25 protein-coding genes are annotated in these 24,444 nt (G+C 51.6%); 17 read left to right on the forward strand and 8 right to left on the reverse strand.

Annotated features, from left to right (window positions below):
- The first annotated feature begins 1 nt into the window (after position 1).
- The 13 genes from QWV57_RS05400 to QWV57_RS05460 all read left to right on the forward strand — a co-directional run bounded on the left by QWV57_RS05400 (position 2) and on the right by QWV57_RS05460 (position 15,271).
- Positions 2-1,096, forward strand: a complete 1,095-nt coding sequence (locus QWV57_RS05400) for a carbamoyl phosphate synthase small subunit (protein WP_301101085.1) — start codon at positions 2-4, stop codon at positions 1,094-1,096.
- Entirely contained in the window at positions 1,089-4,286 is a 3,198-nt protein-coding gene (carB, locus tag QWV57_RS05405; RefSeq protein ID WP_301101087.1) for a carbamoyl-phosphate synthase large subunit, read from the forward strand. Before QWV57_RS05400 ends, carB begins: the two co-directional genes overlap by 8 nt.
- Positions 4,283-5,056: a dihydroorotate dehydrogenase electron transfer subunit gene (locus QWV57_RS05410; RefSeq protein ID WP_081133240.1), complete on the forward strand. Its 774-nt coding sequence runs from the start codon at positions 4,283-4,285 to the stop codon at positions 5,054-5,056. Before carB ends, QWV57_RS05410 begins: the two co-directional genes overlap by 4 nt.
- Positions 5,053-5,994 carry a dihydroorotate dehydrogenase gene (locus QWV57_RS05415; protein ID WP_081133239.1) on the forward strand — a complete coding sequence of 314 codons (942 nt, stop codon included), beginning with the start codon at positions 5,053-5,055 and terminating at the stop codon, positions 5,992-5,994. Before QWV57_RS05410 ends, QWV57_RS05415 begins: the two co-directional genes overlap by 4 nt.
- The gene (gene pyrF / locus QWV57_RS05420; RefSeq protein WP_301101094.1) at positions 5,966-6,685 is read left to right on the forward strand and encodes an orotidine-5'-phosphate decarboxylase; all 720 of its coding nucleotides are present in this window, start codon (positions 5,966-5,968) and stop codon (positions 6,683-6,685) included. Before QWV57_RS05415 ends, pyrF begins: the two co-directional genes overlap by 29 nt.
- Positions 6,682-7,305, forward strand: a complete 624-nt coding sequence (gene pyrE, locus QWV57_RS05425) for an orotate phosphoribosyltransferase (protein ID WP_301101096.1) — start codon at positions 6,682-6,684, stop codon at positions 7,303-7,305. Before pyrF ends, pyrE begins: the two co-directional genes overlap by 4 nt.
- Positions 7,306-7,587: 282 nt before the next feature.
- On the forward strand, positions 7,588-8,454 hold the full coding sequence (locus QWV57_RS05430) for a LysR family transcriptional regulator (protein ID WP_020959278.1): 867 nt from the start codon (positions 7,588-7,590) through the stop codon (positions 8,452-8,454).
- Between the two features lie 344 nt (positions 8,455-8,798).
- Positions 8,799-11,525 carry an aconitate hydratase AcnA gene (acnA, locus tag QWV57_RS05435; RefSeq protein ID WP_301102017.1) on the forward strand — a complete coding sequence of 909 codons (2,727 nt, stop codon included), beginning with the start codon at positions 8,799-8,801 and terminating at the stop codon, positions 11,523-11,525.
- 163 nt (positions 11,526-11,688) lie between these two features.
- Positions 11,689-12,846: a 2-methylaconitate cis-trans isomerase PrpF gene (gene prpF, locus QWV57_RS05440; RefSeq protein WP_301101100.1), complete on the forward strand. Its 1,158-nt coding sequence runs from the start codon at positions 11,689-11,691 to the stop codon at positions 12,844-12,846.
- A gap of 476 nt (positions 12,847-13,322) precedes the next feature.
- Positions 13,323-13,553 carry a hypothetical protein gene (locus QWV57_RS05445; protein ID WP_301101102.1) on the forward strand — a complete coding sequence of 77 codons (231 nt, stop codon included), beginning with the start codon at positions 13,323-13,325 and terminating at the stop codon, positions 13,551-13,553.
- Positions 13,553-14,134 (forward strand): MFS transporter, encoded by a 582-nt coding sequence (locus tag QWV57_RS05450; RefSeq protein WP_301101104.1) that lies wholly within the window; start codon positions 13,553-13,555, stop codon positions 14,132-14,134. The genes QWV57_RS05445 and QWV57_RS05450 overlap by 1 nt, the downstream gene beginning before the upstream one ends.
- A complete protein-coding gene (locus QWV57_RS05455) occupies positions 14,055-14,663 on the forward strand; it encodes an MFS transporter (protein ID WP_301101106.1) in 609 nt (202 codons plus the stop codon). Before QWV57_RS05450 ends, QWV57_RS05455 begins: the two co-directional genes overlap by 80 nt.
- Positions 14,660-15,271, forward strand: coding sequence for an RraA family protein (locus QWV57_RS05460; protein ID WP_020959283.1), 612 nt, complete (start codon positions 14,660-14,662; stop codon positions 15,269-15,271). Before QWV57_RS05455 ends, QWV57_RS05460 begins: the two co-directional genes overlap by 4 nt.
- A gap of 44 nt (positions 15,272-15,315) precedes the next feature.
- Here the strand turns inward: QWV57_RS05460 and QWV57_RS05465 are convergent, their stop codons facing one another.
- A complete protein-coding gene (locus QWV57_RS05465) occupies positions 15,316-16,185 on the reverse strand; it encodes a LysR family transcriptional regulator (RefSeq protein ID WP_301101109.1) in 870 nt (289 codons plus the stop codon).
- 208 nt (positions 16,186-16,393) lie between these two features.
- On the opposite strand from QWV57_RS05465, the gene acnA (QWV57_RS05470) reads away from it, so the two are divergent.
- Entirely contained in the window at positions 16,394-19,123 is a 2,730-nt protein-coding gene (gene acnA, locus QWV57_RS05470; protein WP_301101111.1) for an aconitate hydratase AcnA, read from the forward strand.
- 72 nt (positions 19,124-19,195) lie between these two features.
- The gene (locus QWV57_RS05475; protein ID WP_301101113.1) at positions 19,196-20,308 is read left to right on the forward strand and encodes a lactonase family protein; all 1,113 of its coding nucleotides are present in this window, start codon (positions 19,196-19,198) and stop codon (positions 20,306-20,308) included.
- 97 nt (positions 20,309-20,405) lie between these two features.
- On the opposite strand, the gene QWV57_RS05480 is transcribed toward QWV57_RS05475, so the two are convergent.
- Complete coding sequence (locus QWV57_RS05480; RefSeq protein WP_301101115.1) at positions 20,406-20,726, reverse strand: hypothetical protein; 321 nt, start codon at positions 20,724-20,726, stop codon at positions 20,406-20,408.
- 30 nt (positions 20,727-20,756) lie between these two features.
- The gene (locus tag QWV57_RS05485) at positions 20,757-21,227 is read right to left on the reverse strand and encodes a hypothetical protein (protein ID WP_301101117.1); all 471 of its coding nucleotides are present in this window, start codon (positions 21,225-21,227) and stop codon (positions 20,757-20,759) included.
- A 96-nt stretch (positions 21,228-21,323) separates the two neighbouring features.
- On the opposite strand from QWV57_RS05485, the gene QWV57_RS05490 reads away from it, so the two are divergent.
- Positions 21,324-21,569, forward strand: a complete 246-nt coding sequence (locus QWV57_RS05490; protein WP_301101119.1) for a hypothetical protein — start codon at positions 21,324-21,326, stop codon at positions 21,567-21,569.
- 12 nt (positions 21,570-21,581) lie between these two features.
- Positions 21,582-21,830 carry a hypothetical protein gene (locus QWV57_RS05495; RefSeq protein WP_301101121.1) on the forward strand — a complete coding sequence of 83 codons (249 nt, stop codon included), beginning with the start codon at positions 21,582-21,584 and terminating at the stop codon, positions 21,828-21,830.
- Here the strand turns inward: QWV57_RS05495 and QWV57_RS05500 are convergent.
- The 5 genes from QWV57_RS05500 to QWV57_RS05520 form a co-directional block, all read right to left on the reverse strand.
- On the reverse strand, positions 21,825-22,031 hold the full coding sequence (locus QWV57_RS05500; RefSeq protein WP_301101123.1) for a hypothetical protein: 207 nt from the start codon (positions 22,029-22,031) through the stop codon (positions 21,825-21,827). The two genes, QWV57_RS05495 and QWV57_RS05500, sit on opposite strands and share 6 nt — an antisense overlap.
- Before the next feature lie 19 nt (positions 22,032-22,050).
- Entirely contained in the window at positions 22,051-22,485 is a 435-nt protein-coding gene (locus QWV57_RS05505; protein WP_301101125.1) for an Hsp20/alpha crystallin family protein, read from the reverse strand.
- Positions 22,486-22,514: 29 nt separating this feature from the next.
- Complete coding sequence (locus QWV57_RS05510; protein WP_301101127.1) at positions 22,515-22,865, reverse strand: hypothetical protein; 351 nt, start codon at positions 22,863-22,865, stop codon at positions 22,515-22,517.
- Between the two features lie 180 nt (positions 22,866-23,045).
- Entirely contained in the window at positions 23,046-23,498 is a 453-nt protein-coding gene (locus tag QWV57_RS05515) for an Hsp20/alpha crystallin family protein (RefSeq protein WP_301101129.1), read from the reverse strand.
- A 274-nt stretch (positions 23,499-23,772) separates the two neighbouring features.
- On the reverse strand, positions 23,773-24,333 hold the full coding sequence (locus tag QWV57_RS05520; protein ID WP_301101135.1) for a Uma2 family endonuclease: 561 nt from the start codon (positions 24,331-24,333) through the stop codon (positions 23,773-23,775).
- Positions 24,334-24,444: the final 111 nt, after the last annotated feature.

A 24,444-nucleotide genomic window follows, 5' to 3' on the forward strand; every position in this document is an offset into this window, starting at 1 on the left:
GATGAAACGGCAGCTGATTTTAGAAGATGGTTCGTTTTTTGTCGGCGAAGCGTTTGGCAGCTTGAAAGAGACGACCGGGGAAGTCGTCTTTAACACTGGGATGACTGGATATCAAGAAATTTTGACCGATCCATCGTATTGCGGGCAAATCGTGACGATGACATATCCATTGATCGGCAACTACGGCATCAACCGCGACGACTTTGAAGCGATCCGCTCGCATGTGCACGGGTTCATCGTCAAAGAAGCGTGCGTGAAGCCGTCCAACTGGCGCGGAGAACTGACGTTGGACGAGTATTTGAAAGAAAAAGGCATCCCTGGCCTTTCCGGCATCGACACGCGCAAACTGACGCGCCTTATCCGCCAATACGGAACGTTAAAAGGGATGATCTGTGGGCTAGATGTCGATCCGACGGAAGCAGCAGCCAAGCTGCGGGCGATGGAGTGGCCGCGCGACCAAGTGCGGCGCGTCTCAACGAAAAGCGCCTACCCGAGCCCGGGGCGCGGCGAGCGCGTGGTCTTGATCGATTTTGGAATGAAGCACGGCATTTTGCGCGAACTGAACAAGCGCCATTGCGATGTCATCGTCTTGCCGTACAATGCGACTGCCGAAGAAGTATTAAGCTGGCATCCCGACGGAGTGATGCTGTCAAACGGACCGGGCGACCCGAAAGACGTGCCGGAAGCGATCGAGATGATCCGCGGGATTCTCGGCAAAGTGCCGCTCTTTGGCATCTGCCTCGGCCATCAGCTGTTCGCGTTGGCGTGCGGCGGGAATACGGAGAAAATGAAATTCGGCCATCGCGGCTCGAACCATCCGGTCAAAGACTTGCGCACCGGCAAAGTCGCCATCACGTCGCAAAACCATGGCTATACCGTCACGCACGAGTCGCTTTCTGGCACCCGGCTTGAGGTGACGCATATCGCCTTAAATGACGGCACGGTCGAAGGGTTGCGCCATCTCGATTTCCCGGCGTTTACGGTGCAATACCATCCGGAAGCGTCGCCGGGGCCAGAAGATGCCAATCCGCTGTTTGACGAGTTTTTGGCGCTCATCCGCCAGTTCAACAAGAAAGGAGAAGTCATCCATGCCTAAGCGCCGCGACATTGAAACGATTTTAGTCATCGGCTCGGGGCCGATCGTCATCGGCCAGGCGGCCGAGTTCGACTACGCAGGGACGCAAGCGTGCTTAGCCCTAAAAGAAGAAGGATACAAAGTCATTCTGGTGAACTCAAACCCGGCGACGATCATGACCGATACGGAAATCGCCGATAAAGTCTATATGGAGCCGCTGACGCTCGATTTTGTCGCCCGCATCATCCGCAAAGAGCGGCCGGACGCGATTTTGCCGACGCTTGGCGGCCAAACGGGCCTCAACTTGGCGGTTGAGCTCGCCAAGGCCGGCGTGCTTGAAGAGTGCGGCGTGGAAATTCTCGGCACGAAGCTCGAGGCGATCGAAAAGGCGGAAGACCGCGAACAGTTCCGCGCCCTCATGAACGAGCTTGGCGAGCCGGTGCCGGAAAGCGCGATTATTCACAGCCTGGAAGAGGCGTATGCGTTTGTCGAACAAATCGGCTATCCGGTCATCGTCCGCCCCGCGTTCACGCTCGGCGGCACGGGCGGCGGCATTTGCACGAACGAAGAAGAGCTTGTCGAGATTGTGTCAACTGGCTTGAAGATGAGCCCGGTGCACCAATGCTTGCTCGAGCGGAGCATCGCCGGCTACAAGGAGATTGAATACGAAGTGATGCGCGACGCCAATGACAACGCGATCGTCGTCTGCAACATGGAAAACATCGACCCGGTCGGCATTCATACGGGTGACTCAATCGTCGTCGCCCCGAGCCAGACGTTAAGCGACCGCGAATACCAGCTTTTGCGGAACGCGTCCTTGAAAATCATCCGCGCCCTTGGCATCGAAGGCGGCTGCAACGTCCAGCTTGCGCTCGACCCGGACAGCTTCCGCTATTACGTCATTGAAGTGAACCCGCGCGTCAGCCGCTCGTCGGCGCTGGCGTCAAAAGCGACGGGGTATCCGATCGCGAAACTGGCGGCGAAAATCGCCGTCGGGCTGACGCTTGACGAAATGATCAACCCGGTCACCGGGAAAACGTACGCCTGCTTCGAGCCGGCGCTCGATTATGTCGTCACAAAAATTCCGCGCTTTCCGTTTGACAAATTTGAATCGGCGAACCGCCGCCTTGGCACGCAAATGAAAGCAACCGGCGAAGTGATGGCGATCGGCCGGACGTTCGAAGAATCGCTGTTAAAAGCCGTTCGTTCGCTCGAGATCGGCGTGCATCATCTCGAATTGAAGGAAGTGAAACACGCGGCCGACGACGTGATCGAAAAACGGATCCGCAAGGCGGGCGATGAGCGGCTCTTTTACATCGCCGAGGCGCTCCGCCGCGGGGTAACGGTCGACACCTTGCATGAATGGAGCCAAATCGACCGCTTTTTCCTGTATAAAATCCAAAACATCATCGAGATGGAAACAGTGTTGAAAAGCCGCCCGGGCGACCTTGACGTATTAAAGAAAGCGAAAGCGCTCGGCTTCTCCGATGCGGCGATAGCGGCGTTATGGAACAAAACGGAGCGCGACGTTTACGCGCTGCGCCGCCAGGAAGGCATCGTGCCGGTGTACAAAATGGTCGATACGTGCGCAGCCGAATTCACGTCGGAAACGCCGTACTACTACAGCACGTACGAGGAAGAAAACGAATCGATCGTGACGGAAAAACCGAGCGTCATCGTGCTTGGCTCCGGCCCGATCCGCATCGGCCAAGGGATCGAATTTGACTATGCGACCGTCCATTGCGTCTGGGCCATTAAGCAGGCCGGTTATGAGGCGATCATCATCAACAACAACCCGGAAACGGTCTCGACCGACTTCAGCACATCGGACAAACTGTATTTCGAACCGTTGACGGCTGAAGATGTGATGCATGTCATCGACCTCGAGCAGCCGGTCGGCGTCATCGTCCAATTCGGCGGTCAGACGGCCATCAACTTGGCGGCGGAACTCGAAGCGCGCGGCGTCCGCTTGCTTGGGACGACGCTTGAAGATTTGGACCGTGCCGAAGACCGCGACAAATTTGAACAGGCGCTCTCAGAGCTTGGCATTCCGAAACCGGCCGGCAAAACGGCTGTTTCGGTCGAAGAAGCGGTTGCCATCGCCGAAGAAATCGGCTATCCGGTGCTCGTTCGCCCGTCGTACGTGCTCGGCGGCCGGGCGATGGAAATCGTGTACAATCGCGGCGAGCTGCTTCATTACATGGAACATGCCGTGCGCGTCAATCCGCAGCACCCGGTTCTTGTCGACCGGTACATCACCGGCAAGGAAGTCGAAGTCGATGCCATTGCCGACGGCGAGACGGTCGTCATTCCGGGGATCATGGAACATATCGAACGGGCCGGCGTCCATTCCGGCGATTCGATTGCCGTCTACCCGCCCCAGACATTAAGCGCGGAAGTGATCGACAAGATCGCGGATTACACGATCCGACTGGCGCGCGGACTGCATATTGTCGGGCTGTTGAACATTCAGTTTGTCGTCTCGGGAAGCGACGTCTATGTCTTGGAAGTGAACCCGCGCTCAAGCCGCACGGTGCCGTTTTTAAGCAAAATCACCGGCGTGCCGATGGCGAATCTCGCCACGAAAGCCATTTTAGGGACGAAGCTTGCCGAGATGGGCTATGAGACGGGCGTCTGCCCGGTGCGCCCTGGTGTGTACGTGAAAGTGCCGGTGTTCTCGTTTGCGAAATTGCGCAACGTCGACATTTCGCTCGGCCCGGAAATGAAATCGACCGGCGAAGTGATCGGCAAGGACGTGACGTTTGAAAAAGCACTCTATAAGGGGCTTGTCGCCTCGGGCATCCAGATCCAGCCGCATGGGGCGGTGCTGTTGACGGTGGCCGACAAAGACAAAGAAGAAGCGGTCGAGCTGGCGCGCCGCTTTGCCGACATCGGCTATCAGCTGCTGGCGACAAACGGCACGGCGGAAACGTTGAAAGCGGCCGGCATTCCGGTGACGGTCGTCAATAAAATCCACTCGGCGTCGCCGAACATTTTGGATGTCATCCGCCAAGGGAAGGCGCAAGTCGTCATCAACACGCTGACGAAAGGGAAGCAGCCGGAAAGCGACGGCTTCCGCATCCGCCGCGAAGCGGTCGAAAACGGCATTCCATGCTTGACGTCGCTTGATACGGCAAGGGCGATGCTGCAAGTGCTCGAATCGATGACGTTCTCGACAACGGCGATGACGGAAGGGCTGGTGCGCTCATGATCGGCCGTGAACGAATGACGGTCGCAAGCCAGCGGATGATCGCTGAGCGGACGTATGAATTGACGCTTTCCGGCCGCCTCGTGCAAGAGATGAAACAGCCGGGCCAGTTCGTTCATGTGAAAGTGGCCGCAACGGCCGATCCGCTTTTGCGCCGCCCGCTCAGCCTTTGCCATATCGACCACAAGCAGGGGCAATGCACGATCATTTACCGCCAGGAAGGGAAAGGCACGGCGATGTTGGCGCAAAAACAGCCGGGCGATGCGGTCGATGTGCTCGGCCCGCTCGGCAACGGCTTTCCGCTCGAGGCCGCGCCGGCGGGCGGCCGGGCGCTGCTGGTCGGCGGCGGCATCGGCGTCCCGCCGCTCTATGAACTGGCGAAACAGCTCACGAAGCGCGGCGTCAAAGTGGTGAGCGTGCTCGGGTTCCAAACGAAAGCGGCGGTCTTTTATGAAGAGGAATTCGCCGCGTTTGGGGCGACGTATGTCGCAACCGATGACGGCTCGCACGGAACGCCGGGCCGCGTCACCGATGTGATCGAAGCGCGTTCGCTCGAGTTTGACGTCTTATACGCCTGCGGCCCGAAGCCGATGCTTCGGGCGCTGGCGGAACGGTTTCCGAGCCGGCCGGTGTACTTGTCGCTCGAGGAGCGGATGGGCTGCGGCGTCGGGGCGTGTTTTGCCTGCGTCTGCCATGTGCCAGGGAGCGAGACGGCGTATAAAAAAGTATGCAGCGACGGTCCGGTGTTTCGGGCCGGGGAGGTGGTGCTATGAACCGGCTTGCCGTTGAACTGCCGGGTCTTTCGCTCAAAAACCCGATCATGCCGGCGTCCGGCTGTTTCGGATTTGGCCGCGAGTACGCCCGGTTTTACGATTTAAGCGTGTTAGGCGCCATTATGATCAAGGCGACGACAAAAGAGCCGCGCTTTGGCAACCCGACGCCAAGGGTGGCAGAAACGCCGGGCGGGATGTTAAACGCCATCGGCCTGCAAAACCCAGGCCTTGACAAAGTGCTGGCGGAAGAACTGCCGTGGCTTGAACAGTTTGACGTCCCGATCATCGCCAACATCGCCGGCTCGACGGTGGAAGAGTACGTCGAAGTGGCCGAAGCGATTTCCAAAGCGCCCAATGTCCATGCACTGGAGCTTAACATTTCCTGCCCGAACGTGAAAAAAGGCGGGATTGCGTTCGGCACCGTGCCGGACGTAGCCGCCGAGCTGACGCGGCTTGTCAAAGAAGTGTCCGCCGTGCCGGTGTACGTGAAGCTGTCGCCGAATGTCACCGACATCGTGGCGATGGCAAAAGCGATTGAACAGGCGGGCGCCGATGGCTTGACGATGATCAATACGCTCGTTGGCATGCGCATCGACGTGAAAACAGGCCGCCCCGTTTTGGCCAACGGCACCGGCGGCTTATCCGGCCCGGCGGTGAAGCCGATCGCCATCCGCATGATTTACGACGTGAGCCAAGCGGTGTCGATTCCGATCATCGGCATGGGCGGCATTCAAACGGCGGAAGACGTGCTCGAGTTTTTCTACGCCGGCGCGAGCGCGGTTGCCATCGGCACGGCCAACTTCGTCGACCCGTTCGTCTGCCCGACGATCATCGCCGACTTGCCGGCGCTGCTCGATGAACTCGGGATCGGCCACATTTCCGAATGCATAGGAAGGAGCTGGAAGACCGGTGCACACGCCGTTCATTGTCGCGCTTGATTTTCCATCAAAACAAGAAGTGGAGCGGTTTTTGCGTCCGTTTGCCGGAACGCCGCTGTTCGTCAAAGTCGGCATGGAGCTGTACTATCAGGAAGGGCCGTCCATCGTCGCGTTTCTCAAAGAACAAGGGCATGCCGTCTTTTTAGACTTAAAACTGCACGACATCCCGAATACGGTGAAACAGGCGATGAAAGGGCTCGCCCGTGTCGGCGCCGATTTGGTGAACGTCCACGCCGCCGGCGGCCGGCGCATGATGGAAGCGGCGATCGAGGGGCTTGACGCCGGCACGCCAAGCGGCGCCGCCCGACCGCGCTGCATCGCTGTCACCCAGCTGACGAGCACGGACGAGCGGATGCTTCATGAGGAGCTGTGGATTTCCCGCCCGCTTGTGGAAACAGTCGGCCATTACGCCGCCTTGGCGAACGAAAGCGGCCTTGACGGCGTCGTCTGCTCGGCGAACGAAGCGCCGCTCATCAAAGAACGGTGCGGCGCCTCGTTCCTCGCCGTCACCCCGGGCATCCGCTTTGCCGATGAGGCAGCGCACGACCAAGTGCGCGTCGTCACGCCAAAGCGCGCCCGCGAGCTCGGCGCCGACTACATTGTCGTCGGCCGCAGCCTCACCCGCGCCGCCGATCCGCTGAAAGCCTACGAACGCCTGCAGCACGAATGGAACGGAGGAGAGAAAGAATGAAACACGACATCGCCGCCAAATTGCTTGAAATCGGGGCGGTCGCCCTGCAGCCGAACGAACCGTTTACCTGGTCCTCGGGCTTGAAATCGCCGATTTACTGCGACAACCGCCTGACGCTCGCTTACCCCGACGTGCGCCGCCTGATCGCCGCCGGCCTCGCCGAGCTCATCCGCACCCAGTTTCCCGAAGCGGATCTCATCGCCGGCACCGCAACCGCCGGCATCCCGCACGCCGCCTGGGTGAGCGAACGGCTCGGGCTGCCGATGTGCTACGTCCGCAGCCAGGCGAAAGCGCACGGCAAAGGAAAACAAATCGAAGGTAAAGCCGAACCGGGTCAGCGCGTCGTCGTCATCGAAGACTTAATCTCGACGGGCGGCAGCTCGCTTGCGGCCGTCCGCGCCTTGAAAGAAGCGGGCTGCGACGTGCTTGGCGTCGCCGCCATTTTCACGTACGGGCTCGAAAAAGCGAAACAGGCGTTTGCCAAAGAGAATTTGCCTGCCTACACGCTCACCGACTACAACACCCTCATCGAAACGGCCGTCCGCCTTGGCGCCGTCAGCGAGCACGACTTGGCGACATTGCGAAAATGGCGGGAGAATCCGGAGGAGTGGGGGAAATAGAAGAGAGAAGCGCGGACCAAAGGATGGTTCGCGCTTTTGTCATGGGCGAAACGGGGGGAGGACTCACTTGTCATCCGCTTCATCCCGCGGATTAAAAACAGGAGCGCGACAATGTTCAACTGTTTTTTGCAAGCCAAAAATGCAGAGAAGGGCAAAAAAACATAGACGACGCCTCTCTGTCCACTGTCATTTTATTGTTTTTTTGTGCAAGTTCTAAATAAAATAATGGTATGATTGACAGAGACGGATAGAAACAACAATCTGTTCTTGGAGAGTGGTACTATGGAAGAACGGGATTGGGAACTTTTGCAAACCTTATTTAAATATAAAAACATCACGAAAGCCGCCCAAGAGCTGTTTATTTCCCAGCCAACGATTTCGAAGCGGCTTCGCGAGATTGAGCAGCATTTTGGCGTGACCATCGTGCAAAGGGGGAGAAGAGGAGTGCAATTTACCCCTGAAGGAGAGTATTTGGCGAAGAGCGCAGAACAAATGTTGCGTCATTTGCGCAAGATTAGAGAACATGTCAAGGATATGAATACAGCTGTCGTAGAGGGAACGCTGCGGCTAGGCGTTTCGAATTACTTTGCCAAGTATCAGCTTCCGCGAGTATTAAAACGTTTTAAAGATGAACATCCGCATGTTGAATTCCAAGTGCAAACAGGTTGGAGCCGGGAAGTGTTTCAATGGGTGTACAATCAGGATGTACATATTGGATTTGTTCGGGGAGACTATCAATGGGCGGGCAAAAAGCATCTCTTATTTGAAGAAACGCTTTGCGTTGCTTATAGGGAAGAATTCGACCTTGGCGATCTTCCTCGCTTGCCAAGAATTGACTATCGCACGGAGTCTTTATTTAAAGGCATCATTGATAACTGGTGGGCTGAACATTTCGAACAGCCCCCGTACGTTGGGATGACGGTCGACCGAGTGGATACTTGCAAGGAAATGGTGATTCATGGTCTTGGATATGCGATCGTCCCCCGCCGGATCCTTCATGATGCGCCGCACTTGTACAAGCTCGATCTCACAGGTCGGGAAGGAACGCCGATCCTCCGGAAAACGTGGATGATTTATCATGAAGAAGTGTTGGCACTCAAAATCGCTAAGCTGTTTGTGGATTTAGTGGAACATTTGGACGACTGGTGAAACACGTTCACCTTTGCGCAGTGCAGCCCTTTTGAATATGGGAAAGTGGGAAGGCCCTTGCTAGGGCGTTTTTTCTTAACTTCATCGTCTCCCCGTCATCATTGCTCCTTTACGGCCGCACTATGGGAAAACCGTTAGTGCGGTTGGCCCCCGCCACGGTGTTTTGCGTTGAGATATCCTCCACGTGACGAACCTTCTCTGTGACCGTGTGTGGTCTCTTGTTGTTAGGTATTCCATTTCATCATGGTTAACCATCAAAAAACGATATTTTTATTATAGATTATCCCAACTTATAATCGAATTGAAAGTTGCATGAATGGAATGAAAGGGGAGGGAAACCGTTGATCGCAGAACATGATATTTTTCGAACGCGTTCCTTTTTTACGGTCAATGGCAAGAGGTATACCTATTATCGTCTGATGGGTCTGGAAGAATTAGGGGTTGGGAAAGTTTCTCGGCTTCCTTATTCGATTAAAGTTTTATTGGAATCGGTGCTCCGCCAATACGATGGGGTGGCAATCAAAAAAGAACATATTGAGAATTTGGCAAAATGGGGAACCGACGAGTGGAAAAGAGAGATTGATGTTCCTTTTAAGCCTGCGCGAATCGTTTTGCAGGATTTTACGGGTGTTCCGGTTGTTGTTGATCTCGCGTCTTTGCGCCAAGCCATGGCGGATATGGGCGGAAGCCCGGAGATGATCAACCCGGAAATCCCTGTTGACCTTGTCATCGATCATGCCGAACAAGTAGAGAAGTTCGGAACGCCGGATGCATTGAAATATAATGTCGAACGAGGATTTGAGCTCAACTATGAGCGGTACAAATTTTTTAAATGGGCGTCCAACTCTTTCAAGAAGTTTCGCGTCGTGCCGCCTTCGACCGCTATCATTCATCAAGCCAATGTAGAATATCTTGCTTCGGTTGTACAGTCAACGGAAGAAAATGGCGAATATCTCGCCTTCCCTGATACTTGTTTTGGAGCCGACTCACATACACCAATGGTGAATGGGATCGGGGTCGTTGGATGGGGAGTCGGAGGCATTGAGGCAGAAGCGGCGATGCTCGGGCAACCTTCGTACTTTCCAGCCCCAGAGGTAATTGGGATTCGTCTAAAAGGCAAATTGCCTGCTGGCGCAACCGGGACAGATCTTGCTCTTTATGTTACACATCTGCTTCGCAAGAAACACGTTGTCGGAAAATTTGTGGAATTCTTCGGGGAAGGGGTCACAAATTTATCTGTGGCCGATCGGGCGACGGTCGCCAATATGTCGCCAGAAAATGGAGCAACCATCTCCTTCTTCCCTGTAGATCAGGAAACATTGAACTTTTTGCGTCTAACCGGACGAACGGAGGAACAAGTACAGCTTGTAGAGGCTTATTGCAAGGCGAATGGGCTGTTTTTTACACCGGATGCTGAGGAGCCGATGTATACGGAAGTGATCGAATTGGATCTTTCTACCATTGAATCGTATGTCGCTGGTCCGAAGCGTCCACAGGACTTGATCCGATTATCTGAGGTGAAAGAGGCTTTTCGAAAGTCCTTAACGAACACATTGGGGAATCACGGATATGGCCTCAGCGAAGAGGAGATAGACAAACAATGTTCTGTCGCCTTCCACGACGGCCAAACGTATCCGTTAAAAACAGGCTCCATTGTGCTTGCGGCCATTACGAGCTGCACAAACACTTCCAATCCGTATGTCATGATTGGCGCTGGTCTGTTGGCAAAAAAGGCCGTAGAAAGAGGGCTATCCGTTCCGCCGTTTGTCAAAACGAGCCTTGCTCCTGGATCGAAGGTCGTTACCCAATATTTGCGGAAGGCCGGGCTGCTTCCTTATCTCGAAAAACTCGGATTCTATCTTGTCGGCTATGGCTGTACAACATGTGTAGGGAATTCAGGCCCTCTTCCTGACGAAGTGGCGGAGGCGATCACGCAGAACGATTTGATTGTTTGTGGAGTGTTATCCGGCAATCGCAATTTTGAAGGACGCATTCATCCGCTCATTAAAGCGAACTTTTTAGCTTCCCCTCCTCTCGTTGTTGCGTATGCTATTGCCGGAAGTGTGGACATCAATCTTCAAAACGAGCCTCTCGGAACAGACAAAGAGGGAAAGGCTGTTTACTTGCAAGACATATGGCCAACCCATTCGGAAATCGAAAAGGTAATAGCTGAAACCATTACAGTAGATTTATATGAACAGCAAAACAAAAGCATGTTCAGCGGGAATGAAGCATGGAATCAATTGCAGACGGGCAAAGGATTGCTTTATGAATGGGAGGAAGATTCGACATTTCTTCGCAACCCGCCCTTTTTCCAAAATATGTCCAAAGAGGCTAGGCCAATCGAATCGCTGAACGGGTTGCGGGTGCTTGTCAAACTTGGTGATTCCGTTACGACCGATCACATCTCTCCGGCTGGGGGGACGATTCCGCCTAATAGTGTGGCAGGAAAATACTTGTTGTCGCAAGGGGTAAAGCCGGGGGATTTAAGCTCCTATGGCTCCCGCCGCGGCAATCATGAAGTAATGATGCGCGGTGCCTTTTCCAATATCCGTTTGAGAAACGAAGTAGCGCCGGGAACAGAGGGCGGCGTAACAACATATTTCCCAACCGGGGAAGTCATGTCCATTTACGATGCGGCTATGAAATATCAACAAGATGGAACGGGATTATTGGTGATCGCCGGGATGGATTACGGCATGGGCAGTTCCCGGGACTGGGCGGCGAAAGCGACTGCGCTGCTTGGCGTCAAAGCGGTTTTGGCGCAGAGCTTCGAGCGCATCCACCGCAGCAACTTGGCATTGATGGGTGTGCTTCCTCTTCAATTCCAAGAGGGAGAAAATGCTGATACCCTTGGCTTAACTGGGCGCGAACGATATGATATCCATATTGACAATCACATCCGCCCCCGCCAACTTGTAACGGTGATCGCCACTGATGAATACGGCTGCCGGAAGGTGTTTGACGTGATCGTCCGTTTCGACAGCGAGATAGAGATTGATTATTACCGCCATGGTGGTGTATTGCCAATGGTTCTTCGTAAGAAAGTGAACTACTCCCCCTTAGCTTGAAGCGGGAGCCGATCCGTTTGTGAAAAGAAAAGGCTGAAAGGCTGACATCGGCTGTTGCACTGTTTCAGGAAGCATCGTGCCGGTGGGGCGGGGAAGGCAGGCCGCTATTTAGGATGCCGCCTCCGCGCCTTTCAGTCGCATAAAGTTGGAAGGAGAGAACGAAGTGAAGCAGTGGGGAAAACAAATCAAAATCCCTGCCGTTTATATGCGAGGCGGAACGAGTAAGGGAATTTTTTTTCTGAAAGAAGATTTGCCCTCTGATCCGTCGAAACGTGACAAACTATTGTTGCGTGTGATGGGAAGTCCGGATCCGTATGGGCAGCAAATCGATGGCATGGGTGCGGCGACGTCAAGCACGAGCAAGGTGGTCATCATCAGCAAAAGCAACCGGCCCGGATGTGATGTTGATTATTTATTCGGCCAAGTAGCCATAGGGCAGCCACTCATTGATTGGAGTGGGAACTGCGGGAATCTTACAGCGGCGGTTGGTCCTTTTGCGATTGATCACGGGCTCGTCGATGCTCCTAAGGATGGGGTGGCCACTGTCCATATTTGGCAGGAGAACATTGGAAAGGAAATCATCGCCCATGTCCCGATGAAGGATGGAGAAGTGCAAGAGCTTGGCGATTTCGTGCTAGACGGAGTAGCCTTTCCAGCGTCGGAAATCAAGCTGGAATTCCTTGATCCTGGCGGGGAGGGAGGGGTTCTGCCAACCGGAAATCCCATCGACATCCTTCACGTTCCGGGAATAGGAGAAGTGGAGGCAACTCTAATCAATGCCGGAAATCCTTCTGTCTTTATTTCTGCATCGTCAATGGGATTAACGGGAACAGAATTGCAACAAGATATTAACGGCAATCCGGATTTGTTGGCGCGGTTGGAATGGATCCGCGCTCACGGGGCTGTCGCTATGGGGGTGGCAGACGACATCGAGTACGCCATGGCGAAACGCCAGCATACACCGAAAATTGCCTTTTTGGCTGAGCCAGCAAGCTATACTGCATCGAGCGGCAAAGTGGTGCGCCGGGAAGAGATTGACCTGTTGGCGCGCATTTTGTCGATGGGGAAACTGCATCATGCCATGACAGGCACAGGTGCGGTGGCGATGGCTGCGGCGGCGGCGATCCCGGGAACGATCGTGAGCAACATTTTAGGACGCACAGTATCCGAGATTCGCATCGGGCATCCGTCGGGCATTGTAAGAGTAGGAGCTGCAGTCGAACGACATCATCATAGTTGGATGGTAAAAAAAGTGGTGATGAGCCGCAGTGCCCGGCGATTGATGGAAGGGTTTGTCCTTGTACCTAATATCATCGATTAATCACCCAGTTTTATGTTTTGGGCCTCTTTCTCCTTTTTGGCTGCAGGTATGGCCGAGAAAGAGGCCTGTATTCGGTAAGTTGCTGATCTTCTTATAGTTCATCATGAAAAACATGGCATCTTTGAATGATTGAATGTATTCCACTTTGCCCTGGCCATCCTCGTTGTCTGTCATACATTCGAAATTCGAATACCGCGTCATGAACGAAAACTATTTCTTCTACCATGCTACTTTTCGCTAAGATGGAAGTAATAAAAGAAAACGTCCATGGGCGTTGTTTTTGGTTCAGATGGGTCGCCAGCTCTGGTAAACGCTTTCCTGTGACGTTTTGCTTGCCATTTTTGCTCATGGATCAATCCTGTTTCGCAGCAGGTTGAAAAGGAAGGGGGGGGATAACACTAAGGATACGTGTTGATCAATTTTTATGCCATTTTCGGAAAACGATTTCAATGACAATTGGAGGAGGCTGAATATGAATGAATGATACGGGCGCTGTGTTGGAAAAGCAAACGATGCGCAAGGTGACAATGCGGATCATTCCTTTTACATTTTTGTTGTACATTATTTCCTACTTGGATCGGGCAAATATCGGGTATGCTGCTTTACAAATGAATAAGGATTTAGCCCTTTCAGCTGAAGTGTTTGGAATTGTCTCCGGTATTTTTTTATTGGTTATTTCCTTTTCGAAGTGCCAAGTAATATATTGATGATGAAGTTTGGCGCCCGAGTATGGATTGCAAGAATTCTTATTACTTGGGGGATCGTCTCGGTATTGACAGGATTTGCTCAAAATGAGGTTCATCTATACATCTTAAGATTTTTGCTTGGAGTAGCGGAGGCAGGATTTTTCCCTGGGATTATTTTATATTTCACCTATTGGTTTCGATCGAAAGAGCAGGCTACCACCGTAGCGTTATTTACTGCTGCTATCCCCGTTTCGTATATTATTGGCGCACCGCTGAGTACTTGGATTATGGATCATATTCAATGGTGGGGAATTCAAGGCTGGAGATGGATGCTTATTTTGGAAGGGGCCCCCGCAGTGATCATGGGAATTGTCACTTATTTCTATTTGACTGAACGCCCCGAGAATGCCAAATGGCTGACGGACGAGGAAAAGAGCTGGCTCATATCTTCATTAAAAGAAGAGAGAGTCAAGGAAGAATGTAAAGCATCTCAGCACCTTAAAAGCCCTGGCAGATCCGAAAGTGTTGTTTCTCTCTGTCATTTATTTCGTTTATCAGACAGGGAGCCTTGGTGTGGGATATTGGATGCCGCAGATTATTAAAGGGTTTTCTGGCAAATTGACTAATACGGAAGTTGGCTTAATTGGAATGATTCCTTACATTATCGCTACGATCGGCATGATTGTTTGGTCGCGTCGTTCGGATCGTACGGGAGAAAGACAACTGCATTCGGCGATTCCGCTTCTAGTGGCCGGACTCGGGTTGGTGAGCGCAGGGATCACGAAAAATCCTTATTTCGCCCTTCTATTCATATCGATTTCTTTGGCCGGTATGTATAGTTTTAAATCTCCGTTTTGGGCTTTGCCTTCGTTATTTTTAACGCAGTCGAGCGCTGCTGTCGCTATTGCCGCGATTAACTCCGTCGGAAACCTAGGGGGATTTGTCGGACCGTATGCGATTGGTGCCTTGAAAGATGCTACAGGGAGCACGGAAGCAGGTTTGGTATTTTTAAGTGTGCTCTTATTTATCTCATTTATCATGGTTTTGTTGATGCGCCTTGAAAAAAGGCAAGGTTTTTCTAAACATCAGGCTTCACAATCCAATCAGCTAAAAGGGGAAGTGGTGAAATGAATATAATCAGTCAGTTTGAAATGATACCGACCACCTGTATTTCTGATGTGATGCAAGGTCTCAATAATCTTGATTCGCAGATCAAGCCTTTGAAGGAAAATGATCGCGTGGCAGGAAGAGCGTTTACAGTGAAAATGCCCGTAGGGGACAATCTTGTTTTCTTGAAGGCGCTGAAGGAAGCGCCGCCGGGAAGTGTCCTTGTGGTAGACGCCAAAGGGGACACCTATCGGGCCATCGCAGGAGATTTTTTAGTTGGCGTAGCACAAATGTTAGGAATAAAAGGGATTGTTGCCCACGGGGTGATACGGGACATTGAGGGGATTAGAAAATTGAATATTCCTGTTTTCTGCCTCGGAACGACTGTGGCAGCTAGTGGAAAGGCTGGTATGGGGGAAATCAATGTCCCTGTCTCTTGCGGTGGGGTGACGGTGCATCCGGGTGATATGATCGTCGGTGATGCTGATGGAGTTGTTGTTGTACCACAAATGCGGGAACAGGAAATTTTACAAAAGGCATTAGAAAAACTGCAAATGGATCTCGACAGAGCAAAACGGGTATCCAGCAGGGAGGAAGCGCTTCGGTATTTGGAAAATGTCTTGAATAAATAAAAAGGAACGGGGAACGGGGCAGATGCCGCCGTTCCTTATTATTTTTATAAGGAATATATATCAAGCTGTTTGACTACATCAACAAAGGCGTTCACGACATTTAATGTTAAAGAGTCTTGATGGTACATCATCCATGTTTTTTGGGTGAGAGGACGCCCTTTTTTATCTGTCAGGCAGATTTTATGAAGCCCTTTCACATTTTCCAAAAATAGTGAAGGCATAATCGCGTATCCTAATCCATTGGCCACCATTTCTTTGCATGTGTCCCCTTGATCGACGACCATAGCGATATACGGAGGATGTATATATCGCTCCGCCCACCAGTTATCCACTAACTGCCTATATAAGACGTCTGTTTTATAATCAATTCTTGGCAGTTGGGGGAGTTGTTCTAAATCTACCTCTTGCTTAGAGGCAATACAGATGTTTTCCTCAAACAGCAAGTGTTTTTGATCAGGCCAGTTGTATTCCCCGCGAATAAAAGCCACATGGACTTCCTGACTATATAATAAAGCAAAAATATCTCGACTGTAGCCGGTTTTCACTTGGAATTCGACTTGAGGGTACTGATCTTTAAAATATTTGAGCAGAGCAGGGAGTTTGTATTTGCTAATGAAGTTCGATACACCAAGGCGCAACGTTCCCGCTACTTGATGATGGAAATTCTTTAAATTTTCTTTTATCACGCGAAGACGATGCAACATATCTTCAGCACACTTGGCGAGGTATTCTCCTTCCGGCGTAAATTGCACTCCTTTGAATCCGCGATCCACAATTTTGACTTCCAACTCTTTTTCAATTTGTTGCAGGCGTTTTGTTAGTGTTGGTTGCGAAATAAATAGTCGTTGGGCGGTTTTCGTAATACTTTTCTCCTTATAAAGGGTATGCAAAATCATCCAGTCGCGGTCTTCCATAATAATTACACACCTCTATATCCATTCCTTGTTGTTATTTTAATCTACCCGCTATCTTTCTTTTTGGCAAGACCGTGGCGCCCAAAATGCACCAAGAGTGTTGCACATATAAAATTTTCATACCTGCTCATAACAAATTGATATTTCTTTCGCTTTTCAGTTTTGTAATAAAATGAAATCAACCAAAGAGAAAAGGTGGCTATCGGCAATGGAAGACAAAGTGCTCAAAAGCATACGGAGAACGAAATCTCATTTTTCTTTACGTGGAAAAACCTACTCTTTCTATCGCATCAACGCGCTCGAAGAGGATGGAGTTGGAAACGTTTCCCGACTGCCTTATTCCATCAAAGTGTTGTTGGAAGCGGCTGTACGTGAATTTGATGGTTCCGCGATCACCGCAGAGCATATCGCCATGTTAGCGAATTGGGGAAAAAAGCGCGAGACAACCCGGGAAGTGCCTTTTAAGCCGTCTAGGATTCTTATGCATGATACGACCGGACTACCGGCATTAGTGGATTTAGCAGCCATGCGCGACACAATGGCACAGATGGGAGGAGATGTTCGTAAAATCAACCCTCTTATTCCTGTAGACCTTGTCGTAGATCATTCGGTGACAATTGATTATTTTGGAAAGCCGGACGCCGTCAACTTAAATGAACAACTCAACTTCAACCGAAATATGGAACGCTTTCGTTTTTTGCGTTGGGCGCAAAAAGCGTTCGCTAATTTTCGCGTTGTTCCACCCTCGAGCGGCATTATGCATCAAGTGAATATGGAGTTTCTATCATCGGTTATTTCCTTAAAAAAGAATGGCAATGAAACGGTAATTTTTCCAGACTCGCTGATTGGAACCGATTCCCATACAACGATGATTAACGGATTGGGAATTGTAGCGTGGGGAGTAGGCGGAATCGAAGCAGAGGCGGCTGTATTAGGGCAGCCTGTGTACTTCGTCATGCCAGAAGTCGTTGGCCTGAAACTCACGGGTTCACTTTCTGAGGGAGTGACAGCGACCGATTTGGCTTTGACCATTACCAATCTTCTTCGGCAAAAAGGGGTTGTTGGCAAGTTTGTGGAATTTTTCGGTTCAGGAGTTCAAACGCTGAGTGTAGCTGATCGCGCGACCATTGCGAATATGGCGCCTGAGTATGGGGCCACGATGGGCTATTTCCCTGTCGACAGGGAAACGATAAACTACTTGCGGCTGATGGGCCGCGATGAGGAACAAATAGACCTTGTGGAAACGTATTACCGAATCCAAGGCATGTATAAGCAAGAAGAAAGCCCGGAACCATGCTATTCTGAAATCATTGAGCTGGATTTATCGACCGTTGTTCCCTGTCTGGCAGGGCCTAAGCGCCCGCAGGATCGCATTGAATTAGGACAGATGAAGAAACGTTACCAAGAGATGATTCAAGCCCCATTGCCGCAAGGCGGTTATGGACTCACGGAGAAGGATTGGCAAAAATCAGTGGTCATTACGCATGAAGATGGGACACAGTCAGTTTTGCAAAACGGTGCGATTGTTTTAGCAGCAATCACAAGTTGTACGAATACGTCCAATCCCACGTTATTGGTGGCGGCTGGACTTGTGGCCAGAAATGCCGTTAAGAAAGGACTTCGGATGCCGCCGTATGTGAAAACGTCTCTAAGCCCGGGCTCGCGGGTGGTCACAGATTACTTGCAGAGGGCAGGGTTGCTGTCCTACTTAGAAGAGTTAGGATTCTATATCGCAGCTTACGGGTGTGCGACATGTATTGGCAACTCGGGGCCGCTTCTCCCGGAGGTCAGTAAGGCCATCGCCGATCACGAACTGACTGTAGCTAGTGTGTTGTCAGGAAACCGCAATTTTGAAGGGCGTATACATCCACAAGTGAAATTAAACTATTTGGCATCGCCTCCGCTTGTTGTTGCTTATGCCTTGGCAGGTACGGTCAATATCGATTTGACGACAGAACCGATCGGATATAATAAAAATCACCAACCGGTATATTTAAAAGAACTTTGGCCGTCTTCAGCCGAAATCCAGCAAGTGTTGCAGCAATCACTTCAACCTGAATTGTTCCGTAAACGGTATGAGGTCGTATACGAAGCAAATGAGCAATGGAATCGTATTGATATTTCTGAAGGATTGCTGTATCAATGGGACGAACGTTCTTGTTACATCCGCAAACCTCCGTTCTTGGAACGCTTCCGTTGGGATGTAAAAGAAATGGAAGACATAAAAGAAGCTCGTGTCCTTGCGCTGTTAGGGGATGTCGTCACGACGGATCATCTCTCCCCCTCGGGAGTCATTCTCCTCAACAGTCCTGCTGGGCTGTATTTGCAAAGTTGCGGAGTAGAACCGAAAGATTTTAACTCCTATCCGTCGCGCAGAGGCAATCATCATGTCATGGTAAGGGGAGCGCTGGCCAATGTGCTGAATCTTATGGTTCCAGAAGCGGGGCGAGGGATGACAAAAAATTGGTTAACGGGAGAAATCATGTCTATTTATGATGCAGCGATGAAATATAAGGAAAAGGACATCCCGTTGCTGATTATAGCGGGCAAAGAATATGGCACAGGAAGCTCGAGGGATTGGGCGGCAAAAGGGACGTATCTTTTAGGAGTCAAAGCCGTCATTGCCGAGAGTTTTGAAAGAATCCACCGCAGCAATCTAGTTGGCATGGGAGTGTTGCCTTTGCAGTTTGTCGATGGCATAAACGCTTCCTCTCTCGGGATCACAGGAGCAGAAACGTTCAGAACGATCGGGTTGGACAAAGGAGTCAAACCAGGGCAAAAGATCAAGGTAGAGGGGATTCGGGAAGACGGAACCTGCTTTGAGTTTGACGTGATTGTCCGTCTTGATAACGCCATAGAAGTGGAATACTATCGCAATGGCGGGATTATGCAGACCGTCATGCGCCGACTTGCACAAGTCCATTCGGAAATTCGCTGAAAACCGCTCAGTAAAAAAGAGGCTAGGTTGATACATTTTTAGTGCGCTGGGGGTAAGGGGGCAGAAAAAACTATGGCAATCGAAAAAAATGAAAATAAAACAAATGCAAAACTAATTGCTTATGTTGGCTGTCGTACATCATGGCAACGCAATGCCCGTGGAAAAGGAATCAACGTTTACCGGGTTGATCCTGTGACGGGCGAGTGGATACATGTGCAGCTTGTTCAAGGGCTTGTCAATCCATCGTTTTTAGCTCTTGATGCTACCCAACGTTTCCTATATACGGTCCATGGCGATTGCAGCGAAGTTAGCGCGTTCCGAATTGACCAAGAGACAGGTGAACTGACATTCCTTAATTATCAATCAACTGGCGGAAAAAACCCTGTTCATCTCGTTATTGATCCGACGAACCGATTTCTTATTGTCGCCAACTATATCTCTGGGACGTTGTCCGTCTTGCCTGTTCATAGCGATGGTTCTTTAGGGGAGATTCGTCATTTGGTTCCCCTTCCCCATGCCCCTCAATTTAATGCAACGCATCTATATGAAAAACAGGGGATTTCTCATCCCCACCATACGGTATTTGATCCTACGGGACGTTTCCTCGTTGTTCCCGATTTAGGGCTTAACCGGATCATTTTGTTTACACTGAATGCCGAAACAGGCGAACTGACTTCAAGACATTTGCCTTTTGGAACAACGCAGGAAGGGGCCGGACCGCGGCACATCTCTTTCCATCCCGTCTTGCCGTATGCGTATGTTGTGAATGAGCTTGATTCTACTGTCACGGTATATGCATTTGAAAAAGAAAATGGACGGCTAACGATGAAACAAACGATACCGACCGTTCCCAGCCATGTTAATGGAAATACAGCGGCAGAAATCGCTGTCTCACCGTGCGGGCGTTTCGTATACGCGTCAAACAGGGGGCATAATAGCATCGCCATTTTTGCGGTGGATCAACAAACAGGTGAACTTTCCCCTATTGGCTGGGAGTCTACCAAAGGTGCGACTCCCCGATTTTTCACGTTTGATCCATTCGGAACGTTCCTGTACGTTGCGAATGAGGACAGCGATACGATCGTGGCCTTTAAAGTGGATGGCAAAACCGGCGAACTACAGCCTACCGGCTGGATTTTGGAGACAGAAAGCCCGGTATGCATTGTTTTCTCTTCCTTAAGGTGAGGAGCAAATGCTCTTACGCGTATAAAGCGGGAAAGGCCGTCATAAAGCCGCCCCTCGCCCGTGTTTTCATCATGGGCGAGGGAGATTGGCGGCGGGTCTAACTTGGAAATTCGCTGTCTTCGATGTCGCTGTCGTCTATAAGCAGCCCGTTTTCGGCGAGGGCTGCCTCGATCGAGCGGCCGTCTTCGCCGGATGGCGGCTGGAACATTTCGAATACGCCTTGTTCGTCGAGGCGGGACAGCAAATCGTGGATGTCGTTATGGTCGCCGGTGATGCTGCCGAAGCCTTGGTTTTGTTTGATATGGCTTGTGAAGCCGCCGACGAAGTTGTTGCCGAAATTGACGCACGAGGCGCCTTCGACCGTGCCGATATGGATCGAGCCGATGACAAAGCGCGGCGATAACCGGTCGATGGCCATCACCCCCTATGGGCCGCCAGAGGCGGCTGGTTAGTCGGTTTCTGCCGGTCGTTTGTCAAACCGGTAAGGCGACGGGACGCCGTGAAGGCGAACGACAATCGCATCGCTTTGCCCGTTGCCGGCTGTTTTATCTTCCGCTCCTTTGCCTCGTTCTGCCGGCGGAGTGTGTTTTTTCGGCTTCGGTTTTGCCGTCGGCTGCCCGCCGCCAGCGGCTGGTTGGCTTTCGCTTTGGCGCCCATTGCGTTCTCCTTCGGAAGCGGATGGCTTCGCCTCGACGGACGGCGAGAACGTGTTGCCGACATTGAACATGCCGCTCAGTTCTTTAATGTCGATGCGGCCGAGGCGGTAGACGAGCTCCTCGAGCTGCAGCGTCTCGATCGTCGCCTCATGGATGTGGATCTCGATCCGTGGTTTCTCTCTTTCTTTGGCTGCTTCGCGTTCGAGCGCGGCCAGTTTTTCTTCGATGCGGCGCAAGATCGGAAGCCATTGTTGTTCGTCCATCATCGTTCATCCTTTTCCGAATCGGCGGGATTTGGCACGTTTATGGGCGTATGGGCATATGTTGTTGTATACGACAGCGGGGAGGGGATGCGAGAAATGCCTTCATCGATCATTTTCAATACGATTGCGGCCAACGGGATGGAAACGAATGCGGCGATCATGGTCGGAGAAAACGTCGCCAACGGCTGGGATTCAAACAATAAAAACCAAACGAGCATCGGGTTTGTGTTCGGAACGGCCAATGCTTTTCCGTATAATTTCAATGTGATGTACGACAATGATTACATTGATACGCCCATCTTTGATAACGATCTTGAGCCGACGTTGTCGTCGCAAATATAGGGAGAGACAGCGGTGCGAAAACGGTTTGCTTCCCCGCACATTGTGTTTCAAAACATCAATGTGAATGCGATCGAAGACAATTCCGGCATTTTCGTCGGCACGAACGAGCAAAACAATTGGAGCACGAACGTCCATAGCAAATCCGGATTCGGCACAGTGTTTGGCAACCGAAATCACGTTTCCCGCAACATTCATCTTTTCCGCGACGACGATGTCATCGATACACCGATCGCGAGCCGCACGGGGGCAATGGCGCTATAATCGCTTCCCGAGGGGCGGGGCGGCTTGGTTGACGATCGCCACGTTGCGGCTGATGCGGTTTTCATTTCCGTCAACCGTGCCGAAGCCGTCGCTCGAGCGGGAATAGTGCTGCCAGTGGCGCTGGATGTTGACGCCGGAGAAGAGCCCGGAGCTGGAGCGGATTACGCCGATTTCCAACGAATGGAATCGGATTTTGGCCAACGGCCGTCGCCTCCTTTCGTCAACGGTGAAAATGGATGTGCACCTTTTCCCCAGGGCCGCTGTCGCCATCGGCAGCGAGCGGGATGCGGACGAGAAGCAGGCCGTTCCAATAGTCGGCGCGAATGGCGTCGAGCTGGCAGTCCTTCGGCAGGCGGATTTTCCGCTTAAACGATCCTTCCGCCCGTTCATCGAGCAAAAACCGGCTTTCATCGATGGCGTAATCGCGCACAATTTGCCCTTCAATGACGAGCGTGTATCCGTGCAAGGTGACGGACACGTCCTGTTCGGACGACAGCCCGGGCAGTTCAGCGGCGACGAGCACTTCGCGGTCGCCGCGGTATACATCGACGCGCGGCCCGACAAACGGCAACACATCGGACATCACTTCCCAAAAATCATCGCCGAGCAGTTTGCGCGCTTCTTCAAGCGTGCGGAAATGTTTTTTTGCTTTCATCGTCGCTCTCCCCTTTAGGCGGCAAGCCATCATCGCCTTGTTGTCATTATATGGCCGATGGAAGGCGGATATGATGGCCGCTGCCGCTTGGCCGGGAACGAAGGGACGCTTTTCTTCGTGATTTCCAGCCGGCCGTGGCGGTCTGTCCGTTGTTCGACGACGGTTTTTGCCCCCTTGTCAACGATCGGCATGTCAATTCCGTCTTCGTCAAAAATAAGAATGATATTTTGCTTGAATATATTTTTCACTCCGCGGATCGAGCGGATGGCCGACACGTTTTTGGCGTGGGCGCGGAAGCCGTTGGCGTTGTTTTGGCCGATGTAAATGCCGGCGTTCGATTCAATCGTGTCGACTTCGATTTTGTGAAAGACGATCTTCATATGCATCCCTCTTTTTCATCGGTTGTAAAGTTATTGTATTCATTGTGTCGCTGCCTGCTTGTACGCAGGCCGTAAAAAACCGCAGGACTGTTCAGCCTGCGGTTTTTTTAGGGAGTGATCCCAGATGGGCGAGCGAGCGGCTGCTGATTGTTCCCCCCTCCTTATGGCAACAGGACGGGGTTAGGGCGTTTCGATGGCAATTGGTTCATAGTCGCTATCCACGGCTTTAGGGAGCCGCACCTCGAGCACGCCGTCTTTGAAAAGCGCCCGCGCTCTTTTCCGTTTCACCAGGGCGGGCAGAGGGATGGAAACGGAATGGCTTGGGAATTCGACGATCAAGGAGACGAGCCCGCATTGGACGGCGATGTCCTCGGCCTTCACCGTGGCGGGAACGTTTAAGCGGACGATGACATACCCGTGCAGCTCGAACACGTCATACGTTTTCCCCCGGCGCGGGGGCGATGGTTCGCGGCGTTCCGGCGCCCACGGCGGCGCGTCCGGGGCGGATAACGGGAAGCCGGGCCAATAGGTGGACAGCGTTTCGCGAATATATTTTTCAATGTTGGCGCCGATGTCGGGGGGTTCTTGGGAAAATGGAAAAAATGGATGAAGCGGCTTGTAGTTCAACGCCATCCCTCGCTTTCTATGCAAGCTTACCATATACTGTATGGCGGATGGCCCGATTGTGATACGGTGCGGAATACAAGAGCTGTGGCTGGACTGGCGATAGTTGGCCGCGGCGGAAAACGTGGAATCCCAAGGTACTGTCCCGTGTCCATGAGCAGCTGAAGCGAGCAAAGATCGAGGACGAATGGGATTTACGCCGCATCGGATGCACTGCGTGAACCAGAGGTTAACATGCTAAAATTTTGGATGTATATAGCTTGTTTTGCTGCATTTTTTATTTTTATTGAAAAAATAACCGCCTCGCCTCGAGAGAAAAATCGGCAAATAGAAAAGAGATGATGGTTTCATGTTCCCCAAATGCTTCTCTTTTTTTAAAAAATCCATCTTCTAATCCAAATACTTCAATCGTTTTATACAAAGGGTCAACAATCCAATATTCTTTTACGCCAAATTGTTCGTATAGTTTAAATTTTTCATTTCGATCTTTTAACGCTGTAGGCGGAGAAAGAACCTCGACAATGAGTGTTGGTGCGCCTAAACAGCCGTTTGGTGTTAAGTTGTTTCGATTGCAAATGACAGAAATATCGGGTTGAACGACATGTTTTGCATAGGTGTAGTCATCGTTTTCGGAGAGACGAACATCAAACGGAGCAATGGCAACGTAGCAATCTTTATTTTGAAAGTACGAACGAAATGCGAACGATAGTTCCATAACGGTAAACTGATGCTCCCACGTTGGTGAAGGGCTCATGTTGTAAGCTTTTCCATCAATAAGCTCCCAACGCCCATCCCATTGAATATAATCGGCATACGTATACAGTTTGGATGGTTCTGGATTCATCGGATCTCCCTCGCTTTTTTCATTATTATACCATATCCAAAACGGCAACGATGATTGAAGATAACAAATTGCATTCGCGATGGCGGCTTGTGGTTGACTCGACAAGTTTGC

Source organism: Geobacillus zalihae (genome assembly GCF_030414215.1).
Taxonomy (GTDB): domain Bacteria; phylum Bacillota; class Bacilli; order Bacillales; family Anoxybacillaceae; genus Geobacillus; species Geobacillus zalihae.

Bases quoted from the DNA above. Each gene is read 5' to 3' on its own strand.
- QWV57_RS05400 (WP_301101085.1), top strand. From the start codon at position 2: ATGAAACGGCAGCTGATTTTAGAAGATGGTTCGTTTTTTGTCGGCGAA.
- carB (WP_301101087.1), top strand. From the start codon at position 1,089: ATGCCTAAGCGCCGCGACATTGAAACGATTTTAGTCATCGGCTCGGGG.
- QWV57_RS05410 (WP_081133240.1), top strand. From the start codon at position 4,283: ATGATCGGCCGTGAACGAATGACGGTCGCAAGCCAGCGGATGATCGCT.
- QWV57_RS05415 (WP_081133239.1), top strand. From the start codon at position 5,053: ATGAACCGGCTTGCCGTTGAACTGCCGGGTCTTTCGCTCAAAAACCCG.
- pyrE (WP_301101096.1), top strand. From the start codon at position 6,682: ATGAAACACGACATCGCCGCCAAATTGCTTGAAATCGGGGCGGTCGCC.
- QWV57_RS05430 (WP_020959278.1), top strand. From the start codon at position 7,588: ATGGAAGAACGGGATTGGGAACTTTTGCAAACCTTATTTAAATATAAA.
- QWV57_RS05445 (WP_301101102.1), top strand. From the start codon at position 13,323: ATGAATGATACGGGCGCTGTGTTGGAAAAGCAAACGATGCGCAAGGTG.
- QWV57_RS05450 (WP_301101104.1), top strand. From the start codon at position 13,553: ATGATGAAGTTTGGCGCCCGAGTATGGATTGCAAGAATTCTTATTACT.
- QWV57_RS05460 (WP_020959283.1), top strand. From the start codon at position 14,660: ATGAATATAATCAGTCAGTTTGAAATGATACCGACCACCTGTATTTCT.
- QWV57_RS05465 (WP_301101109.1), bottom strand. From the start codon at position 16,185: ATGGAAGACCGCGACTGGATGATTTTGCATACCCTTTATAAGGAGAAA.
- acnA (WP_301101111.1), top strand. From the start codon at position 16,394: ATGGAAGACAAAGTGCTCAAAAGCATACGGAGAACGAAATCTCATTTT.
- QWV57_RS05475 (WP_301101113.1), top strand. From the start codon at position 19,196: ATGGCAATCGAAAAAAATGAAAATAAAACAAATGCAAAACTAATTGCT.
- QWV57_RS05480 (WP_301101115.1), bottom strand. From the start codon at position 20,726: ATGGCCATCGACCGGTTATCGCCGCGCTTTGTCATCGGCTCGATCCAT.
- QWV57_RS05485 (WP_301101117.1), bottom strand. From the start codon at position 21,227: ATGGACGAACAACAATGGCTTCCGATCTTGCGCCGCATCGAAGAAAAA.
- QWV57_RS05490 (WP_301101119.1), top strand. From the start codon at position 21,324: ATGCCTTCATCGATCATTTTCAATACGATTGCGGCCAACGGGATGGAA.
- QWV57_RS05505 (WP_301101125.1), bottom strand. From the start codon at position 22,485: ATGAAAGCAAAAAAACATTTCCGCACGCTTGAAGAAGCGCGCAAACTG.
- QWV57_RS05510 (WP_301101127.1), bottom strand. From the start codon at position 22,865: ATGAAGATCGTCTTTCACAAAATCGAAGTCGACACGATTGAATCGAAC.
- QWV57_RS05515 (WP_301101129.1), bottom strand. From the start codon at position 23,498: ATGGCGTTGAACTACAAGCCGCTTCATCCATTTTTTCCATTTTCCCAA.
- QWV57_RS05520 (WP_301101135.1), bottom strand. From the start codon at position 24,333: ATGAATCCAGAACCATCCAAACTGTATACGTATGCCGATTATATTCAA.